The organism is Pseudomonas sp. GD03842, from assembly GCF_029841165.1.
In the GTDB taxonomy this organism is placed as follows: Bacteria; Pseudomonadota; Gammaproteobacteria; order Pseudomonadales; family Pseudomonadaceae; genus Aquipseudomonas.
Window position 1 is genome coordinate 207,073 of sequence record NZ_JAOCEA010000007.1, and the last position, 17,567, is coordinate 224,639.

Sequence of the window (17,567 nt, forward strand, 5' to 3'; positions counted from 1 at the left end):
TGCCTCTTTGGGTCAACACCTGAAAATTTGATAACCATTAGTTATCGGTTAATAACGCGGTTCGGTCTTATATTTCCATCAATTGCCGTGCATACGCCTGCAACGTTTCCCGCTGAATTCTGAAGCTGGCGAACTTACCCACGCGCAGCGTGGTGATCAGCCCCGCTCGCTCGAGCTCCTTGGTGTGATGGGAGACGGTTGCCGCGCTGATGGGGTGAACCTTGAGAAGGTCTGCACAGGGAACGGCTTCGGGATGCGCCCCGATTTGCAACAGAATTTGATAGCGTCGCTGGTCGGCCAGCGCTCGGGAGATAGCTGCCACCTGCAAATCGGTCATTGGAGCGGGAGGTGCCGTATTCATGTCGGATCGAAACGCCTCAGTTGAAACCTCCCTGTCGGTCACCGGCTCGCCGCGAGCGGGATGTTGGCCACGCGGCATGTTCGACGCACTTTGGCGCCTGAGGTTCAGGGGACAGCATAAGCGGGGTGCCCCGCGGATGAAACATTTTCCGGCTTTATTGACTGGACTCACCGCGGGCGTCATCCGAAACGTTTTTTTGTACACAATAATCGAGTTAATTGTTTTTATTATTGTAGACATAGCGTAAAGTCCAGAACCTGACCTGATAGACAGTTTCTCTATTCAGGTTCGTACCGCGCCTTTTGCAAAGCCCACGACCGAATAAAAACAATTGGCAGGCTCACTATGATCACACCCTCACGCAGCGCCGCTTCGCGCCCAGTCAACCGCACAACCGACCTGATCTACGGACTCGACGACCGACCGCATTTCGCAGCCGCGATGTTCGCCGCCCTGCAGCATGTGCTGGCCAGTTTCGTCGGCATCATCACGCCCACGCTGATCGTCGGCAGTGCGTTGGGACTGGACCATGAAATTCCCTATTTGATCAGCATGGCGTTGTTCGTTTCCGGACTCGGCACCTTCGTTCAAGCCAAGCGCATCGGCCCGATAGGCTCAGGGCTGCTGTGCCTGCAAGGCACCAGCTTTTCGTTTCTCAGCGTGGTCCTCAGCGCGGGGTTTCTGGTCAAAAGCCGTGGCGGTGGCCCCGAGGAAATTCTCTCGACCCTTTTCGGCGTGTGCTTCTGCGCGGCGTTCGTCGAAGTGGTGCTCAGCCAGTTCATCGGTAAGTTGCGCAAGCTGATCACCCCGGTCGTGACCGGCACCATCATCACCTTGATGGGCTTGTCACTGCTCAAAGTCGCGATGACCGACATGGCGGGCGGCGTCGGGGCACCCGACCTGGGATCGGCAACGCACCTGGGACTGGCAGCGTTGGTGCTGGGCACCATCGTCCTTCTCAATCGCTTCAACGTGCCCGTGCTGCGCCTGAGCGCCATCATCATCGGCCTGACGCTGGGGTTTCTCGTCGCCTGGTCACTGGGCAGGGTCGATTTCGCGCTCATGCCCGATGTGCCGCTGATGAGCGTTCCCGTGCCGTTCAAATACGGGTTTTCCTTCGATCTGGTGGCGTTCATCCCGATTGCCGTGATCTTTCTGGTTTCCCCCCTGGAAGCCGCCGGCGACCTGACCGCCAACTCGATGATCTCCCAACAACCGGTCAGCGGCCCGGCCTACCTGAGACGCATCAAATCGGGGCTGCTGGCCGACGGCCTCAATTCCGCCATGGCCGCGACCTTCAACAGCCTGCCCATGGTGACCTTTGCCCAGAACAACGGGGTGATTCAGTTGACCGGCGTGGCCAGTCGCTTCGTGGCGTTCTTCATTGCCGGAATCCTGGTGCTGTTGGGCTTGTTCCCGATCGTGGGCGCCGTGCTGCAGTTGATGCCCAAACCGGTCCTGGGCGGCGCCACGCTGATCATGTTTGGCACGGTGGCGGTGGCCGGGATCAAGATCCTGTCAGAGGCTGGCCTGCACCGTCGCAACATGCTGATCGTGGCCATTTCGCTGGGGATGGGGTTGGGGGTGGCAGCGGTTCCCGAGGTCCTGCGCGAACTGCCCAAGGCGCTGCATAACATTTTCGAGTCGCCGATCACGGTGGGCGCCTTCTGCGCTATCGCCCTCAATCTTTTTTTACCGGAAGATGCCGTCGACGACGACGTCACGGAATTCGATCCGGAAGCCTCGACCGTCAGGGTTTTGCAGGATGCCGACGCAGAACCTCTGATGAACCGCGCGGTCGCAGAAGGGAACCGCCAGACTTGACGACAGGGCCAGCCATCACGGCCCACGGAGGCTTCAATGCCGCGACACCTGAGCCGTTACCTGCTGCTTGCCCTGCTGCTGACAGGATTGAGCGCCTGCTCGGTTTTTTCTCATCGCGATCCGCTGAACATCAACGTGGTGGGCATCGAGCCATTGTCGGCGCAGGATCTCGAGATTCGCTTCGCCGTCAAGCTGCGCTTGCAGAACCCCAATGAAACGGACATTCAGTATGACGGCGTGGCCCTGAATCTGGACGTCAACGGCAGGCTGCTGGCATCGGGGGTGAGCGATCAAAAAGGCACGATCACCCGGTTCTCGGAAGGCGTGCTCACCGTACCGGTCACGGTCTCGGCGTTTGCAGCGCTGCGTCAGGCGGTGGGTTTGTCCGAGAAACAGAGCCTTGACAACGTGCCTTACGAGCTGCACGGCAAGTTGGCCGGCGGGCTATTCGGCACCCTGCGCTTTTATGACAGCGGCACGCTGAGCCTGCCGCAACCTGCCAGCGGCAGTTGGTGATCCCCGGCGCCCGCCACTCCCTCGACAGCCAGCGACGCGCTCAGTCTCTGACGAACCGAACACTGGGTCGGGCATAACGGCCGACGACATCGAACCGTAGCGCGCACGGCTATCACCGCGTATGTGCTGCCTAAGCAGTCGGCAGGAGGGTGCCCGCGAGTGGGACCGACGTTCATTTCGATCAAGCCCCCCGTCCTCCAATCACATCGACCCGGAGGAATACCTCTGTATGTCAGTTGCCGAAGGATCTCGATACCCGATTGAGATTGGCGCTGCGAAGACATCGTCCTACCCGACATTGAAGGCCTGGTAGCCGACGGCAACCTGGTCAAAATCGAGCCAGGCTACAGCGTTCAAACCTAAGTCGGTTTCGATGCCATCAGCCCTTACATTGTCGGCCTGGGCATCGGTCGCAACGGTCAACCGACCGTTTACCGCCTCGCCCATAGAGCGATGTGATGCCATTGGGCGTGCCTAGGTTGGAGCCTATCGAGGCAGCATCCGCCTCAGGGTGTTATCGCGCACGTAGTAATGATGAAACAAACCCGCCGCCGCATGCAGCCCGATCAGCCAATAGCCCGATCAGCCAATAGCCCAGACGCCCCATCCATTCATGCCAGCCTTTGATTTGCTTGGCCAATGCGGGGTCAATGGCTATAGGCGCAGGCATGGAAAACTCGAAATACGGCACAGGCTTGCCTCCAGCGGCCAGCATCAGCCATGCCAATACGGGTGTGGCGATCATCAGGACATACAGCAATGCGTGCATCAAATGGGAGAGCCCAACCTGCCAAATGGGCGGCTGGGGGCTTATCGCGGGTGCCTGATATACCAAGCGCCCGAGCAAGCGAATCCAGACCAGCGCAAAGATTGATAGGCCAAACAGGCCGTGCAAGCCCAGGAGTGCGGAGCGCATCGTGCTCCCACGTGGCGACAGGCCTTTGAGTTCGATGCAGGCATAGACGCCGACGAACAGCGCAAGCATCAGCCAATGCAGATACATGGAGAGGTTGGCGTAACGCGGTGTTGATGACGTCATGTCGGGGCTCGCTTTCAAGAAGAGGATGAACAGGCCGTGGCGGCGATCGGACTGTGCGGCAGCTGTCTTAAGGCAATCTGAAGAACGCGGCCTGCTCCCTTTTTTCTCACCTTCAGACTTCGTTAAGAATCGGCACCGATACTCCCCTCCATTCACCACTGGGGAGGAGCCTCACCCATGCAGGGTCTGGACTGGAACATTTGTCTACCACTGAGCTTCGGCACCGTTGAAGCCCCCGCTCTCTCACTCCATCGTGCCTTGGCACAAGAGCCGCAGCGCGAAAGTTTCGAAGCCTTTATCCAGCAGCGCTTTCGCAAAGCCCACGACGCAGAGATCCGTCAGTTCATGCCTGAGCTGTTCGGCCTGAACGATGGCGCAGGTAGCCTGTGTGCAGTCGCAGGGGTACGCACGGCGACCTCAGGCTCTTTGTTCCTGGAACAATATCTGGACGAGCCGATCGAGCGAGCCATCGAGGCGCACGCGGCACGGCCAGTGGATCGCCAGGGTATCGTCGAGGTCGGCAACCTGGCCGCAAGCAACCTGGGCAGTGCCAGGCTTAGCATCATCACCGTCACTTGGTTACTGGCGATGGGCGGCCTGGAATGGGTAGCGTTTACGGGTAATGCGGGGCTGGTCAACAGCTTCAATCGCTTGGGTCTGCGCCCTGTCATGTTGTGCGCTGCCGACCCGATGCGGCTGGGAGATGATCGCCATGCCTGGGGCAATTACTACGACACTCAGCCCAGCGTGCATGTGGGGGACATACGTTCCGGCTTCTTGCATTTGAGCCACAGCGGTGTGTTCGAGCGGTTTGGCCTGCCACTGACCTTGGAGCGCAGTTGCCATGTCGCCTGAACTCAGCGCTTTCCGTCAGCGGATCGCAGAGCTGGCGACCCATCAGCCAAACGCCTATGCCCTTTGGGGCGATGACCTCAAGCTCGACTACGCCGAACTCGATGCCGAGATTCGGCTGCGCCAGCAGAGACTGCGCGACCTGAATGCCAAGGTGGTCGCAGTCTCGTTGGAGAACGGGCCTGACATGATGATCTGGGATCTGGCGATTCTGTTTGAGGAGCTGGCCTGCCTTGCTCTACCGCCCTTCTTCACCGCCGCTCAGCGCCTTCATTGCCTTGCACAGAGTCAGGCCGACGTGGTCATCGGCGGCGCCGACCATGAGGCAGAAATGGCGCAAGCGGGTTTTCAATGCCGTGATGGTTTCTGGGTCAGGCCTGCGGCTGAGCCCTCGCCGCTCCCACCGGGCACGGCGAAGCTGACTTTCACCTCTGGTACCACGGGCACACCAAAAGGCGTGTGCCTGAGCGCCGACAGCATGCTGTCCGTCGCGCGGGAACTGCAACTGGCCAGTGAGTCGCAGGAACCTCGTCACCATCTCTCACTACTACCGTTGGCCATTCTGCTGGAAAACATCGGCTGCTACGCCGCGCTCTACGCCGGTGCCTTGATCAGTTTGCCCAGCCAGCGGACGCTGGGCATCCACGGCGCCAGTGGCGTGGATCTGCCGAAGCTTCTGTCTAGCCTGAAGCTCCGCCATCCTGAGAGCATGATTCTCGTGCCGCAACTGCTCCTGCTGTTGGTCAAGGCCTGTGAGATCGGCGCGTTCGACGGCGGCGAGTTGCGCTTCGTTGCAGTAGGAGGCGCAAAGGTCAGCCATGAGCTGCTGATGCGCGCCGCCTCCGCGGGCATTCCCGTTTATGAGGGCTACGGGCTCTCCGAATGCGCGTCGGTTGTCGCACTCAATCGCCCTGAGGCACATCGTCCGGGCAGTGTCGGCAAGCCATTGCCACATGTCCAGTTGCGTCTGGCTGAAGACGGCGAAGTCTTGATTGCATGCTCCGGCATGCTGGGATACCTCGGCGATACGCAGCCCGTTCCTCAGTGGTGGCCAAGCGGTGATTTGGGGGAATGGGACGCCGATGGGTTCCTCCACCTTCACGGCCGCAAGAAGGCTCAGTTCGTCACCAGCTTCGGCCGAAACGTCAGCCCTGAATGGGTAGAGGCCGAGCTGACCCAGCGCGGCCATGTCGGTCAGGCGTTCGTATACGGCGAAGCAATGGCCCACAACCACGCGCTGATCTGGCCGCTGCGTCCTGAAACCACTGACCTGCAAATCGCCGAAACCGTCGCCATGGCCAATGAAGGGCTACCCGACTATGCGCGCGTCCATGGCTGGACACGGCTAGAGCAGCCGTTCAGCCCAGGTAATGGCATGGCGACCGCCAATGGTCGTCCCAAGCGGGAAGCCATTCTGGCGCACTACCACCATCTTTTTACCGAGCCCGCACGAGCCGAGGATCATTCATCATGAGTTTTTTCGAGACGCTACAAGCTGCCACCCGCACTGAACGCGAGGCACTGTTCAATCTGCCGGTGATTCACCATGCGCTGTTTGGGCAAGTGACGCTGGAGAGCTATACCGCGTTCCTGACACAGGCCTATTACCACGTGCGCCATACCGTGCCCTTGATGATGGCCTGTGGCGCTCGCCTGCCCCCGCGGCTGGAATGGCTACGCGGTGCTGTGTGCGAATACATCGAAGATGAGTACGGTCACGAGCAATGGATTCTCAACGACCTGCGCGCCTGCGGTGCTGACGCTGACGCGGTACGTGACGGCACGCCGGGCCAGCCCATCGAGTTGATGGTCGCCTACCTCTATGACTTGATTGCCAGGGGCAATCCCGTGGGTCTGTTCGGCATGGTGAATGTCCTGGAGGGCACCAGCATCGCCTTGGCGACTCATGCGGCGGGTAGCATCCAACAACGGCTTGGCTTGCCTGCCACTGCTTTCAGTTACCTGAGTTCCCACGGCAGTCTTGACGTCGAGCACATGGAAACCTACCGCAAATTGATGGATCGTCTGAACGATCCGCAAGATCAGGCAGCGGTGATCCAGGCGTCGAAGATGGTGTACGCCCTGTACACCGACATGTTCCGGCAACTCCCTGCCGTGCTCGTCGAACCTGAGAAGGAATCTATTCATGCGTCTGTCTGAAGCCCGTGTCGTATTGACCGGGGCCAGCGGCGGAATCGGCCTCGCCATTGCCGAAGCCTTGTGCAGCCATGGCGCCGAGGTGCTGGCGGTGTCCAGGCATCAGGAGCCCTTGCTGCCGTTGCAGAAGCAGTACCCGCACTTGTTGCACTGGGTCAAAGCCGACCTGACGACTCATGACGGTCGTCAGCATGCCCTGATGACAGCTCAGGCCATGGAGGGCATCAACCTGCTGATCAATGCAGCGGGGGTCAATCACTTCGCGATGCTGGAGCAACTCCCTGCCCGAGAAGTCGACGCGATGCTCAACATCAATGTGCATGCGCCGATCCTGCTTACCGGCCTGATGCTGCCGCTGTTACGCAGTGTCGAGCGCGCCATGATCGTCAACGTCGGCTCGACCTTTGGTTCGATCGGTTACGCCGGCTACGCCACTTACTGCGCCAGTAAGTTTGCCCTGCGTGGATTCTCCGAAGCCTTGCGTCGAGAGTTGGCGGATACGCGAGTCGGTGTGCTGTACGTCGCCCCGCGTGCGACCCGCACCTCGATGAACGGGCCGGCGGCGCGCGCCTTGAATACGGCCCTAAAAAGCAATGAGGACGACCCTAAGACCGTTGCTGCCGCCGTTGTCAGCGCGATCGCTGGCGATCAACGAGAACTCTACCTCGGCTGGCCGGAACGTTTTTTCGTGCGCCTCAATGGTCTGCTTCCCGCCTTGGTTGACCGCTCCCTGCGCAAGCACCTGCCGCTGATTCGTCGGCTGAGCAGCACGCCTTTTGAAGAGAAACCCAAACCATGAAAGCCCTGATCATCACCCTGCTCTCATTGTTCATCGTGCCTGCTTGGGCGCTAGAAGCGCCGGACCAACAGCGCCTGGCGTCCATTCAGCAGGAATGGGCACACATCCAGTACCAGTTGCCTGAAGACCAGCGTGTCGCCGCGTTCGAAAAGCTGGCCGCCCAGTCAGCACAGTTCAAGCAGGAGCGCCCCACTGCTGCCGAGGCCTGGATCTGGTCAGGTATCGTCACCAGCAGTTGGGCCGGTGCCCAAGGTGGCCTCGGCGCGTTGAGCAAGGTCAAGCAGGCCAAGGCTGATCTGGAAAAGGCGCTGTCGCTGGATCCGTCGGCGCTGCAAGGCTCCGCATATGCGAGCCTGGCGGCCTTGTATGATCGAGTGCCCGGCTGGCCCATCGGATTTGGCGACGCAGACAAGGCTCAAGGCCTGTTGGAGCAGGCGTTGAAAATCAATCCCGACGGCATCGACCCACTGTACTTCTGGGGCGATCATCTTTTCCGCCAGGGGCACTATGCTCAAGCGAAGGCGGCGTTGGAGAAAGCCCTGCAAGCGCCCCCCCGCCCGGGTCGGGAGTTGGCCGACAGTGGCCGACGCAAGGATATCCAGCTGCTGCTGGTCGACGTGAACAAGAAATTGAAATGACGGAGCTTGCATGCGTCTGCTGTTGATCGAAGATGATGTTGCGCTGGGTGAAGGGATACATCAGGCGTTGAGTCGAGAGGGTTATACCGTCGATTGGGTGAAAGACGGCAGCAGCGCGCTGCATGCGCTGCTCAGCGAAGGGTTCGATCTGGCGATACTTGACTTGGGGCTGCCCAGGCTCGATGGGCTGTCGGTGCTACTGCGCCTGCGAGAGAGCGGTTCTGCTCTGCCTGTGTTGATTCTCACCGCGCGGGATGCCACCGAAGATCGCATTGCCGGCCTTGACGCAGGTGCTGACGATTACTTGATCAAGCCCTTCGACCTCAATGAACTCAAGGCGCGGCTGCGCGCTCTGCTGCGACGCAGTGCCGGGCGCGCGCAGGTGGCGATCGAGCACGCCGGCATCCGTCTCGACCCTGCGACGCAGCAAGTGAGCTATCACGCAGCGCCCGTCTCTCTCACCCCTAAGGAGTACCAGCTATTGCATGAGCTGCTGTCCCCTCCCGGCCGAGTAATGACTCGCGAGCGCCTGACCCAGTTGCTTTACGGTTGGAACGAAGAAGCGGACAGCAACACCCTGGAGGTGCACATTCATCATCTGCGCAAGAAGTTTTCCAGTGAACTGATTCGCACCGTCAGAGGGGTCGGCTATCTGGTGGAGGATCGCCTTTGACCTCGATACGTCGCCGTACCCTGACGCTCATCATTGGCCTGGTACTCAGCGGGCTGACGATCCTGACGCTGACCAATGTCCATGACAGCAACCACGAGATCGCCGAGGTCTACGACGCGCAACTCGCCACCAACGCCCGGCTACTGCAAGGGGTGATGCGCATGCCACTGGCGCGTCAGGAGCACGCCCAACTGTATCAGGCGTTCAACCAGGCCTTGAGCCAGGCAGACCCCAAGGTCAATGGCCATCCTTACGAAAGCAAGATCGCCTTTCAGGTGTGGGATCTCCAAGGCAACTTGCTGGTGCACACCCCCAGCGCGCCAACCCTGACGCGTGCGCCGACCTACACCGGGTTCAGCGACATCAATGATCTGGGCAAACATCAGTGGCGCACTTTTGTGCTCAAGGACGAGTCGCATGACCTGCTGATCTGGGTGGGCGAGCGCGATGACGTGCGCTCCGATCTGGTCAACCGGATCGTCCGCCATACCGTCTTGCCCAACCTGGTCGGCAGCCTGCTGTTGATGGCCGCCATCTGGTTCGCCATTGGCTGGGGCTTGAAGCCATTGGCCGGATTGGCCGCTACGTTACGTGGTCGTCATCCTGGATCACTGGAGCCTCTGCAACTTGCGCCGTTACCCAGCGAGCTCGAACCGATGCAGGCGGCCCTGAATCGGTTACTCGGACAGATTCAGGAACTGTTGAGCCGCGAGCGGCGTTTCATCGCCGATGCGGCCCACGAGATGCGCACGCCGCTTGCGGTGCTCCGGGTACATGCTCAAAACGTACTGGAGGCGCAAAACGACTGGGAACGAAGGGAGTCACTGAACTACCTTGTCGTGGGTGTTGATCGAACGACACGGTTAGTCAATCAACTGTTGACGATTGCCCGGCTCGAACCGGGTACCAATCCGGTCAAGGCGCAGCAGGGAGATCTTGTGGCCTCCGTACGCGAAAGCCTTGCGCAGCTCACACCCTGGGTCTTGAGCCGGGGGGTGGAACTGTCCTTCGAGTGCGACGAGCAGACGCATCCGCTGAACACTGACTTCGCGGCGATCGATATCGCGCTGCAGAACCTTATTACGAATGCAGTGAATTTCTCGCCAAAAGGCGGCCAAATCAATGTCGTCCTGACGTTTAAAAACGACGGTTTTGAATTGAGCGTCGCGGATCAAGGGCCCGGCATCAGTGAGTCTGATCGTGAACGGCTTTTCGAGCGCTTCTACAGCAAAGGTAACGACCACGGGGTCGGGCTCGGTCTTGCCATCGTGAAGACAGTCGCAGTACGCCTCAGCGGTGCAGTTCGACTGGAAAACAGAGTACCTACAGGATTGGTTGCCATCCTCGCGGTTTCCGTCGGGGCGCAATAGTGTGGGTGGGCTAGCGATCCAGAATGTCTGGAAGAGCATTGAGGGCCCGCCATCGAATCGGACAATCGCCTCGTAGGAGGCACTATCAGAACCCGTAGGTCTTCCTACGGACAGAATAAATCTGTAGATTCGCATATACGAGTAACCGAATATGTTGATTAGCCATGCCCTTCCAGCCCCACACCTTCTTCAAATGTCTCGGTGATGAAACCCGTGCCCGGATCATGCTCATGCTCGCTGCCGAGGGGGAGCTATGTGTCTGCGAGCTGATCTGCGCGCTCGACGATCACCAACCAAAAGTCTCCCGACACCTTGCACAGTTGCGAACCTGCGGGCTGCTGGAGGATCGCCGTCAGGGGCAGTGGATCTATTACCGCCTCCATCCAGAACTGCCTCAATGGGCAGTGCATGTACTCCAAACGACGTATGAGGCTAACCGTTCGTGGTTAGGCGATGACCGAGGTCGCCTCGCTTCCATGGAAGGCCGCCCGGTACGCCAGGTTGCCTGCTGCTGAGTGTTTATGGAGAACTGACATGCTGCTGGCAGTTTCAATATTTCTGGTCACGCTTGCCCGGTCGGCCGCGGACTCACCTTTCCATTCTTGCGACAGTGGCAGTACTTGCCTTGGGTTTAAGCATCAGCGCGTAGGAATCAGTTTATGAAAATCTTGTTCATGTGTACGGCCAATAGCTGCCGCAGCGTCTTGTCCGAGGGGCTATTCAATCATGTAGCCCCGGACGGATTCACAGCCATCAGTTCGGGCAGCTTCCCAAGCGGCAAACTCAATCCGCGTGCGGTGAGCACTCTGCAAGGACTGGGAATCGACACGTCCGGCCTGTACAGCAAAGGCTCGCAAGCCTTCGCAGACACACCCCCTGATGTCGTCATCACTGTGTGCGATAAAGCCGCCGGCGAGCCTTGTCCGGTGTATTTCGGCCCAGCAATCAAAAGTCATTGGGGGCTGTCCGACCCGTCCGAGGTAAACGGCACTGATGAAGATAGTCAGGCCGCATTCGATGCGACGGTTGAACACATCAAGAGGCGATTCTCCGCGTTCTTCACTTTGGATCTGAAAACGCTTCAAGGTGCGGATTTGAAGCAGGCCCTGGATCGGATTGGAGCACTGTGATGAGCGAGTTTGATAGGGATTCTGCCGAGACCTTTCCAGCCCTTGATCTGTCGCTGATGGATCTCCCCAGCACCGATAAGCTGGGCCTGGCCGATGCGTCGAACGTCAAGCCACGAATCCTTCTTCTCTATGGATCGACCCGAGATCGGTCGTTCAGCAGATTGCTGACGCAGGAGGCGGCACGCCTTCTCCAACACATGGGTGCGGAGACGGTGATCTTCGATCCGTCCGGACTGCCGTTGCCGGATGACGCGCCGGTCGATCACCCTAAGGTGAAGGAGCTGCGCGATCTGGTGCTGTGGTCTGAGGGTCAGGTGTGGTGCTCCCCGGAGCGCCACGGCGCGATGTCCGCGGTGTTCAAAGCGCAGATCGACTGGATTCCGTTAACCATGGGCGCCGTGCGGCCTACCCAAGGCAAAACGCTCGCGGTGATGCAGGTGTGCGGCGGCTCGCAGTCCTTCAACGCCGTGAACCAGATGCGTATTCTGGGTCGGTGGATGCGCATGTTGACCATCCCGAACCAGTCGTCGGTGCCCAAAGCGTATCTGGAATTCGATGAGGCAGACCGAATGAAGCCTTCGCCGTACTACGACCGTGTAGTCGATGTGATGGAAGAACTGATCAAGTTCACGCTGCTGGTTCGTGGCCGAGAGGACTATCTGGTCGACCGCTACTCTGAACGGAAAGAAAGCGCGGAAGCTTTATCGGCCAGGGTGAACCAACGCTCCATCTAGACGGCGCTGATTGGCATGGGAGGGGGTTGGTACTACGGTGGAAAGCAGGGCATGGAGTACAGCCGAGTATCCGCAAAGTCGGGCTTGATCGTACGCCACGCCAATCAGTCCAAAGGGGGAGACTCCAGCTCCATACCTCGGCAATCTCTGTCGAGCCACTTCATGCATTCGATAAACACCGCTGGCACGAAGGCGCAACCCAAGATCACCAACCAATCTGCCACACCCAGACAGACTGTCCCCAGCACCGCTTGCAGTAGCGGTACGTAGACCGCCATAAGCTGAAGCGACAGGCACCCCGCTACTGCTGCCCATAACCAGACGTTTGTGAAAAGCCGATCTGTCAATACAGGACGCCGGACCGATCGGGCACTGAAGGCGTGCAGAATCTGAACCAGCCCAAGCGTCATGAAAGCCACCGTCACCGCCCGCGGAATGTCGTGCGCCGTTCCTGGAAGGCCATAAAGCGTAAACGCAAACGCTGCCAACGTGCATGCCGCCAAGAGCACGCCCTGCCAACCGATCGTCAGCATCAGGCGACGGCTGATCAAGGCCCGACCTGGAGCGATCGGCTTGCGCTTCATGACACCAGGGGCCGATGTTTCCAGCGCGAGCGCGAGCGCTGGAAAGACGTCCGTGACGATGTTTAGCCACAGCACTTGCAACGGCAACAACGGCAATGGCCAGCCCGCCATGATCGCGATGAACACAGTCAGCAGCTCGGCCAGATTGCAAGAGAGCAGATAGTGGACGAACCGCAGGATATTGGCGTACAGCATCCTGCCCTGCTCGACTGCCAGGACGATCGTCGCGAAGTTATCGTCGGTGATAATCATGTCCGCAGCTTGTCGAGCGACGTCAGTTCCACACAGGCCCATGGCAATGCCGATATCGGCCTGTCTTAACGCCGGCGCGTCGTTCACCCCGTCGCCGGTCATGGCGACGATCTGCCCTGCTGACTGGAGAGCCTTGACGATCTGCAGTTTGTGCCTGGGCTCGGCACGAGCGAAGACGTGGACCGCTCTGACTTGATCTGCAATGAGCCCTCGACCAGGGGCGTCCAGACTGCGACTGTGGCAAACACGGCACTGTTCCTCGTCGCCAAGCCCAACCTGTTGAGCGATCGCCTGAGCCGTGACGACCTGATCTCCTGTGATCATGACCACTTCGATACCCGCTTCCCGGCAGCGGGCTATCGCCGGGCGGGCCTCATCCCGTAATGGGTCGACTAGTCCGGCCAGTCCCAGAAACACCCATTGGTCGGAATCGGCTCCCGCTTCAGCGCTCGCCTGCTTCCCGCCAGAAGCTATCCGATGCGCGACCGCTAGCACCCGAAGCCCCTGTTCGGCAAGTGTCTCGTTGGCGTGCGCCCACCATTGTCGTCTCGCGGCCGTGAGAGAGCGTGGTCCTTGCGGCCCTGATTCCAGCCCACACAGATCAAGCATCACGCTCGGAGCGCCTTTGGCACATTCGAGGACCTGACCGTCGTTGGAGCGGTGCACGGTTTTCATGGATTTTGAGGCCGTGGAAAACGGCGACTCGGCCCACCGTGGGTACTCCGACTGGAGGGCCTTCAACTCGAAGCCGCCTTTTTCCGCCAGCACCAGCAGTGCCGCTTCCATGGGATCGCCACGGATGACATTCCGGCCATCGCGATGATCGACCATGGCGTCATTGCACAACGCAGCCGAACGGAGCAAGTCAAGGACGGCCAAGTCCCGGCGGACGTCTTGCACAACCCCCTCACTGTAAAATGTGCCTTCACTGTCGTAGCCAGCTCCGGTAATTTTCCAGCAGCGCTCGCCGACGATCAGAGTCTCGACTGTCATTTCGTTTCGCGTCAGCGTTCCGGTTTTGTCGGTGCATATGATCGTCGTCGACCCTAACGTCTCCACTGCACTGAGGTGGCGTATGATCGCCCCGCTTCTCGCCATGCGCAGCATGCCCAAGGCCAGCGTCATGGTTGAGACGGCAAGCAGCCCCTCCGGAACGGCCGCGATCGCCAACGAGATTGCCACTTGAAGCATGTCAATCAGCGGCAGGCCTTTGAATAACCCCGCGATGACCATGATCACGCATAACACGACAACGAGCACCGTGAGCACGTTACCCAACTGTTCGAGCTTTTTCGTCATCGGGCTGGGCTGTTTGTGGACCTGCGCGACCATCGTTCCGATGTCGCCCATCCGGCTTCGCTTGCCCGTCGAGGTCGCGAGCATCAGGCCGCGCCCACTGACAACGACCGTGCCCATGAACGCCATATTCTGAGCCTCAGCCATCGGAGGACAAGGTTGAGGCATCGATTCGGCCGTTTTCATGACCGCTACCGATTCGCCAGTCAGCGCAGATTCGTTGACCTGCAGATCGCGAGATTGGACTATCCGACCGTCAGCAGCGATCTTGTTGCCCGCGCTCAACACAAGCAGGTCGCCGGGCACCAGCAGATGGGCAGAAATGCCTTGCTGGATGCCATCGCGAATCACGTCACAAACGGCGGGTTCCTGAGACTGGAGACTGATCACACTCTGCTCGGCTTTCCACTCGGTAAAAAAACCGATCGCTGCATTCAGAGCGACGACTGCCATGATCATAACGGCCTCGGCGCCTTCCCCCATCCCGTAGGCCAAACCTGCGGCGACGGATAGCAGCAGGACGATGACACTTTTGAACTGGTCAAGCAGCGTCAGCAGGATCGGACGCCCGCGCGCGACCGGCAGACTATTGAATCCTATGGTGCTCAGTCGCCGTCCGGCCTCTTCCGCGCTCAATCCCTTGAGCTGGTCGGTTTTCAAAGACTCGGCAACTTGCTCGACATCCAGCGAAGGCCAGGGCGGCGATGCCTGCCGCCCACTTACATCCTTCGGAAAGCGCGATGCCGCGCTTTGTCGGACTGACCCCGTTGAAAAGGACATAAACGGCCTCAGTCATCGGTAAAAGGTTGCCTGTGTGCATGCTCATGCGCCATCGATGCCCCTTGCAGGCACTCGCTGAAGTCCACCGTCCACTGCCAACGGCGTATTTCGGGCAGGTCTGTGAAGTGCTCGCGAATCCATTCGTGATGACGAGTCAATTGGCTGCGAAAAAGATCGACTGCATCAACGCTTTGCTCCCTCAGCCGGGGCACATGGGACAAGGCATCCAGGGCCAGTTGATAGCGGCTCATGTTGTTAAGCACCACCATATCGAAAGGCGTTGTGGTGGTGCCTCGGTCGCTGAAGCCGCGGACGTGAAAGCGCGCCTCGTTGGCCCTGCCGTGAACCATGGAATGAATCACCCAAGTGGAGCCATGAAAGGCAAACATGACCGGGGCGTCAGCGGTAAACAACGCCTCGAACGACGGCTGATCGAAACCATGGGGGCGCGCTTCAGGTGTGCTGAGTACGCCAAGATCAACCACATTCACCAGACGTACGCGTATCTGGGGCACGTACTTCTGCAACAGCCAGCTTGCAGCGACGATCTCGGTCGTAGGCACGTCGCCTGCGCACGCCAGTACGATATCGGGTCGGTCATCGTGGTCGTTGCTCGCGAATGACCAGATCGAGGCGCCTCGGGAGCAATGCTCACGGGCCGCTTCAGGGCTGAGCCATTGGAAGTCCGGCTGCTTGCCGCATGTCACGACATTGACGTAATTGCGGCTGCGCAGGCAGTGCTCGAATACGTTGACCAGGCAGTTTGAATCCGGCGGGTAATACACCCGAACCACGTCAGCGCGCCGCTGCAGCACGTTATCGACAAACCCGGTGGATTGATGGCTGAAGCCATTATGGTCGTTACGCCAGGCGTGACTGGTCAGAAGAATGTTCAAAGACGCCAGCGGACGTCGCCAGGCGAACGCCTGGCTTTGCTGCAGCCACTTGGCGTGTTGGGTCACCATCGAGTCCACCGTTTGGGCGAAGGCTTCATAGGTTGACCACATGCCATGCCGCCCGGTCAGCAGATACCCTTCCAGCCACCCTTCGCAAAGGTGCTCGCTAAGGACTTCCATTACCCTGCCGTCGGGCGCCAGGTGATCGTCGACTTCAAGGCAGGGGCCTGGAGCGGTCCGATCGCTGGCAGCAAACACGGCGTTGAGGCGATTGGAGTTGGTTTCATCCGGGCCGAACACCCTAAAATTGTCCGGGTTGTAACGCATCACGTCCCGCAGGTATTCACCCAGTTTGCGCGGTGCCTCAGCCATAACCTGCCCAGGCGCTGGCACCTGCAGTCCGTAATTCGCGAGATCGGGAAGGTCGAGCGCTGTCAGGCGACGACCGCCGTTCACATAAGGCGTTGCGCCCATGCGCAACGCGCCTGGCGGATTCAGCGCTTGCAGGTCGGCACACAAACGGCCGTCGGCATCGAACAAGGTTTGCGGCTCGTAACTGCGCAGCCAGTCGTCTAACTGCTGCAAGTGTCGAGGGTTACCGGTAACGTTGGCCAGAGGTACCTGATGTGCCCGGAACGTGCCCTCCACCGGCAGTCCATCGACTATCTTCGGCCCCGTCCAGCCCTTGGGGCTGCGCAAGATGATCATCGGCCAGCGAGGCCGCACCTCGCCCCCCTGCTCCCTCGCCTGGCGCTGTATTTGCACAATGCGGTCATAACTGGTGTTCAGCGCCAAAGCAAAACGCTGGTGCATTCCCGGCAAGTCGTCCCCTGCCACGATGATCGGCAGGTAGCCGCGCCCACGATACAGACTTACGAGGTCTTCATCCGAACACCGAGCCTCCACCGTCGGGCCGGAAATCTTGTAGCCATTGAGGTGAAGAATCGGCAGCACTGCGCCGTCGCGACGGGGATCGAGGAAATGAATACTCTTCCAACTGCCCTCAAGCGGCGCTGTTTCCGACTCGCCATCGCCGATGACGCAAGCCACCAGCAGCTCGGGATTGTCGAACGCGGCACCGAAAGCGTGTACAAGCGAATAGCCCAATTCGCCGCCTTCATGCAACGAGTTGGGCGTGTGTGGCCCGCAGTGGCTGGGTACGCCGCCCGGCGTCGAGAAACTGCGAAACAACCTGAGCAGGCCAGCTTCGTCTGCCGTAACGTGCGGATGCATCTCGCTGTACGTGCCCTCGAGCCAGGCACAGGCGTTCATCGCCGGGCCACCATGTCCCGGGCCAGAAATGAACAGTGTCGAAACCCTTCGCTCGCTGATCAAACGGTTCAGATGGACGTAGATGAACGTCTGGCCCACTGAAGTGCCCCAGTGGCCGAGCAGACGTGGCTTGATGTCGTCCGCCCGCAGAGGCCGACGCAACAGTGGATTGGCGCATAAGAAAATCTGCCCGACGCATAAATAGTTCGCAGCACTCCAGTAGCGGTGCATGCCAGCCAGAAGCTGCGCCGACAGCGGGCCGCCCGTGCAAGGCTCGGCCTGAGGCGAAGGGACATTCGCTGAAACATCGACCGTGGACAGCTGAGGGTTGAAACGATACATGAGACCTCCGTAAATAGAGCGACGCGGTACCGATCGCGCTGTCCACCATCTC

The 17,567-nt window shown here is 59.7% G+C and carries 16 protein-coding genes and 1 pseudogene; 12 read left to right on the forward strand and 5 right to left on the reverse strand.

The annotated features are described in order from the left end of the window. Positions 1–67 precede the first annotated feature (67 nt). Positions 68–361 (reverse strand): helix-turn-helix domain-containing protein, encoded by a 294-nt coding sequence (locus N5D61_RS12495; RefSeq protein WP_279892958.1) that lies wholly within the window; start codon positions 359–361, stop codon positions 68–70. A gap of 345 nt (positions 362–706) precedes the next feature. Between N5D61_RS12495 and N5D61_RS12500 the strand changes: the two genes are divergently transcribed. Both N5D61_RS12500 and N5D61_RS12505 read left to right on the forward strand, forming a co-directional pair. Next, positions 707–2,185, forward strand: a complete 1,479-nt coding sequence (locus tag N5D61_RS12500; RefSeq protein ID WP_279892960.1) for a nucleobase:cation symporter-2 family protein — start codon at positions 707–709, stop codon at positions 2,183–2,185. Positions 2,186–2,221: 36 nt separating this feature from the next. Next, a complete protein-coding gene (locus N5D61_RS12505) occupies positions 2,222–2,701 on the forward strand; it encodes an LEA type 2 family protein (protein WP_279892962.1) in 480 nt (159 codons plus the stop codon). Between the two features lie 288 nt (positions 2,702–2,989). Here the strand turns inward: N5D61_RS12505 and N5D61_RS12510 are convergent, their stop codons facing one another. Beyond that, positions 2,990–3,166 (reverse strand): hypothetical protein, encoded by a 177-nt coding sequence (locus N5D61_RS12510; RefSeq protein WP_279892963.1) that lies wholly within the window; start codon positions 3,164–3,166, stop codon positions 2,990–2,992. A 21-nt stretch (positions 3,167–3,187) separates the two neighbouring features. Next, positions 3,188–3,740: pseudogene (locus N5D61_RS12515) on the reverse strand (cytochrome b). Between the two features lie 177 nt (positions 3,741–3,917). On the opposite strand from N5D61_RS12515, the gene N5D61_RS12520 reads away from it, so the two are divergent. The 10 genes from N5D61_RS12520 (at position 3,918) to arsH (ending at position 12,093) form a co-directional block, all read left to right on the forward strand. After that, entirely contained in the window at positions 3,918–4,595 is a 678-nt protein-coding gene (locus N5D61_RS12520; protein ID WP_279892987.1) for a thermostable hemolysin, read from the forward strand. After that, positions 4,585–6,066 carry an AMP-binding protein gene (locus N5D61_RS12525; RefSeq protein ID WP_279892989.1) on the forward strand — a complete coding sequence of 494 codons (1,482 nt, stop codon included), beginning with the start codon at positions 4,585–4,587 and terminating at the stop codon, positions 6,064–6,066. Before N5D61_RS12520 ends, N5D61_RS12525 begins: the two co-directional genes overlap by 11 nt. Next, complete coding sequence (locus N5D61_RS12530) at positions 6,063–6,752, forward strand: iron-containing redox enzyme family protein (RefSeq protein ID WP_279892991.1); 690 nt, start codon at positions 6,063–6,065, stop codon at positions 6,750–6,752. Before N5D61_RS12525 ends, N5D61_RS12530 begins: the two co-directional genes overlap by 4 nt. Further along, positions 6,739–7,548 carry an SDR family oxidoreductase gene (locus N5D61_RS12535; protein ID WP_279892993.1) on the forward strand — a complete coding sequence of 270 codons (810 nt, stop codon included), beginning with the start codon at positions 6,739–6,741 and terminating at the stop codon, positions 7,546–7,548. Before N5D61_RS12530 ends, N5D61_RS12535 begins: the two co-directional genes overlap by 14 nt. Further along, positions 7,545–8,186, forward strand: a complete 642-nt coding sequence (locus tag N5D61_RS12540; protein ID WP_108239656.1) for a tetratricopeptide repeat protein — start codon at positions 7,545–7,547, stop codon at positions 8,184–8,186. Before N5D61_RS12535 ends, N5D61_RS12540 begins: the two co-directional genes overlap by 4 nt. 10 nt (positions 8,187–8,196) lie before the next feature. Then, positions 8,197–8,859 carry a response regulator gene (locus N5D61_RS12545; protein ID WP_279892995.1) on the forward strand — a complete coding sequence of 221 codons (663 nt, stop codon included), beginning with the start codon at positions 8,197–8,199 and terminating at the stop codon, positions 8,857–8,859. Continuing rightward, on the forward strand, positions 8,856–10,229 hold the full coding sequence (locus tag N5D61_RS12550; RefSeq protein WP_279892997.1) for an ATP-binding protein: 1,374 nt from the start codon (positions 8,856–8,858) through the stop codon (positions 10,227–10,229). Before N5D61_RS12545 ends, N5D61_RS12550 begins: the two co-directional genes overlap by 4 nt. Positions 10,230–10,393: 164 nt before the next feature. Continuing rightward, positions 10,394–10,744, forward strand: a complete 351-nt coding sequence (locus N5D61_RS12555; RefSeq protein ID WP_108239653.1) for a metalloregulator ArsR/SmtB family transcription factor — start codon at positions 10,394–10,396, stop codon at positions 10,742–10,744. Between the two features lie 144 nt (positions 10,745–10,888). Beyond that, positions 10,889–11,359: an arsenate reductase ArsC gene (locus tag N5D61_RS12560; protein WP_108239652.1), complete on the forward strand. Its 471-nt coding sequence runs from the start codon at positions 10,889–10,891 to the stop codon at positions 11,357–11,359. Further along, complete coding sequence (arsH, locus tag N5D61_RS12565) at positions 11,359–12,093, forward strand: arsenical resistance protein ArsH (protein WP_279893001.1); 735 nt, start codon at positions 11,359–11,361, stop codon at positions 12,091–12,093. The genes N5D61_RS12560 and arsH overlap by 1 nt, the downstream gene beginning before the upstream one ends. A 104-nt stretch (positions 12,094–12,197) precedes the next feature. On the opposite strand, the gene N5D61_RS12570 is transcribed toward arsH, so the two are convergent. Both N5D61_RS12570 and N5D61_RS12575 read right to left on the reverse strand, forming a co-directional pair. Next, entirely contained in the window at positions 12,198–15,005 is a 2,808-nt protein-coding gene (locus N5D61_RS12570) for a cation-transporting P-type ATPase (RefSeq protein WP_279893003.1), read from the reverse strand. Between the two features lie 8 nt (positions 15,006–15,013). After that, on the reverse strand, positions 15,014–17,515 hold the full coding sequence (locus tag N5D61_RS12575) for a phosphoketolase family protein (RefSeq protein WP_279893005.1): 2,502 nt from the start codon (positions 17,513–17,515) through the stop codon (positions 15,014–15,016). Positions 17,516–17,567: the final 52 nt, after the last annotated feature.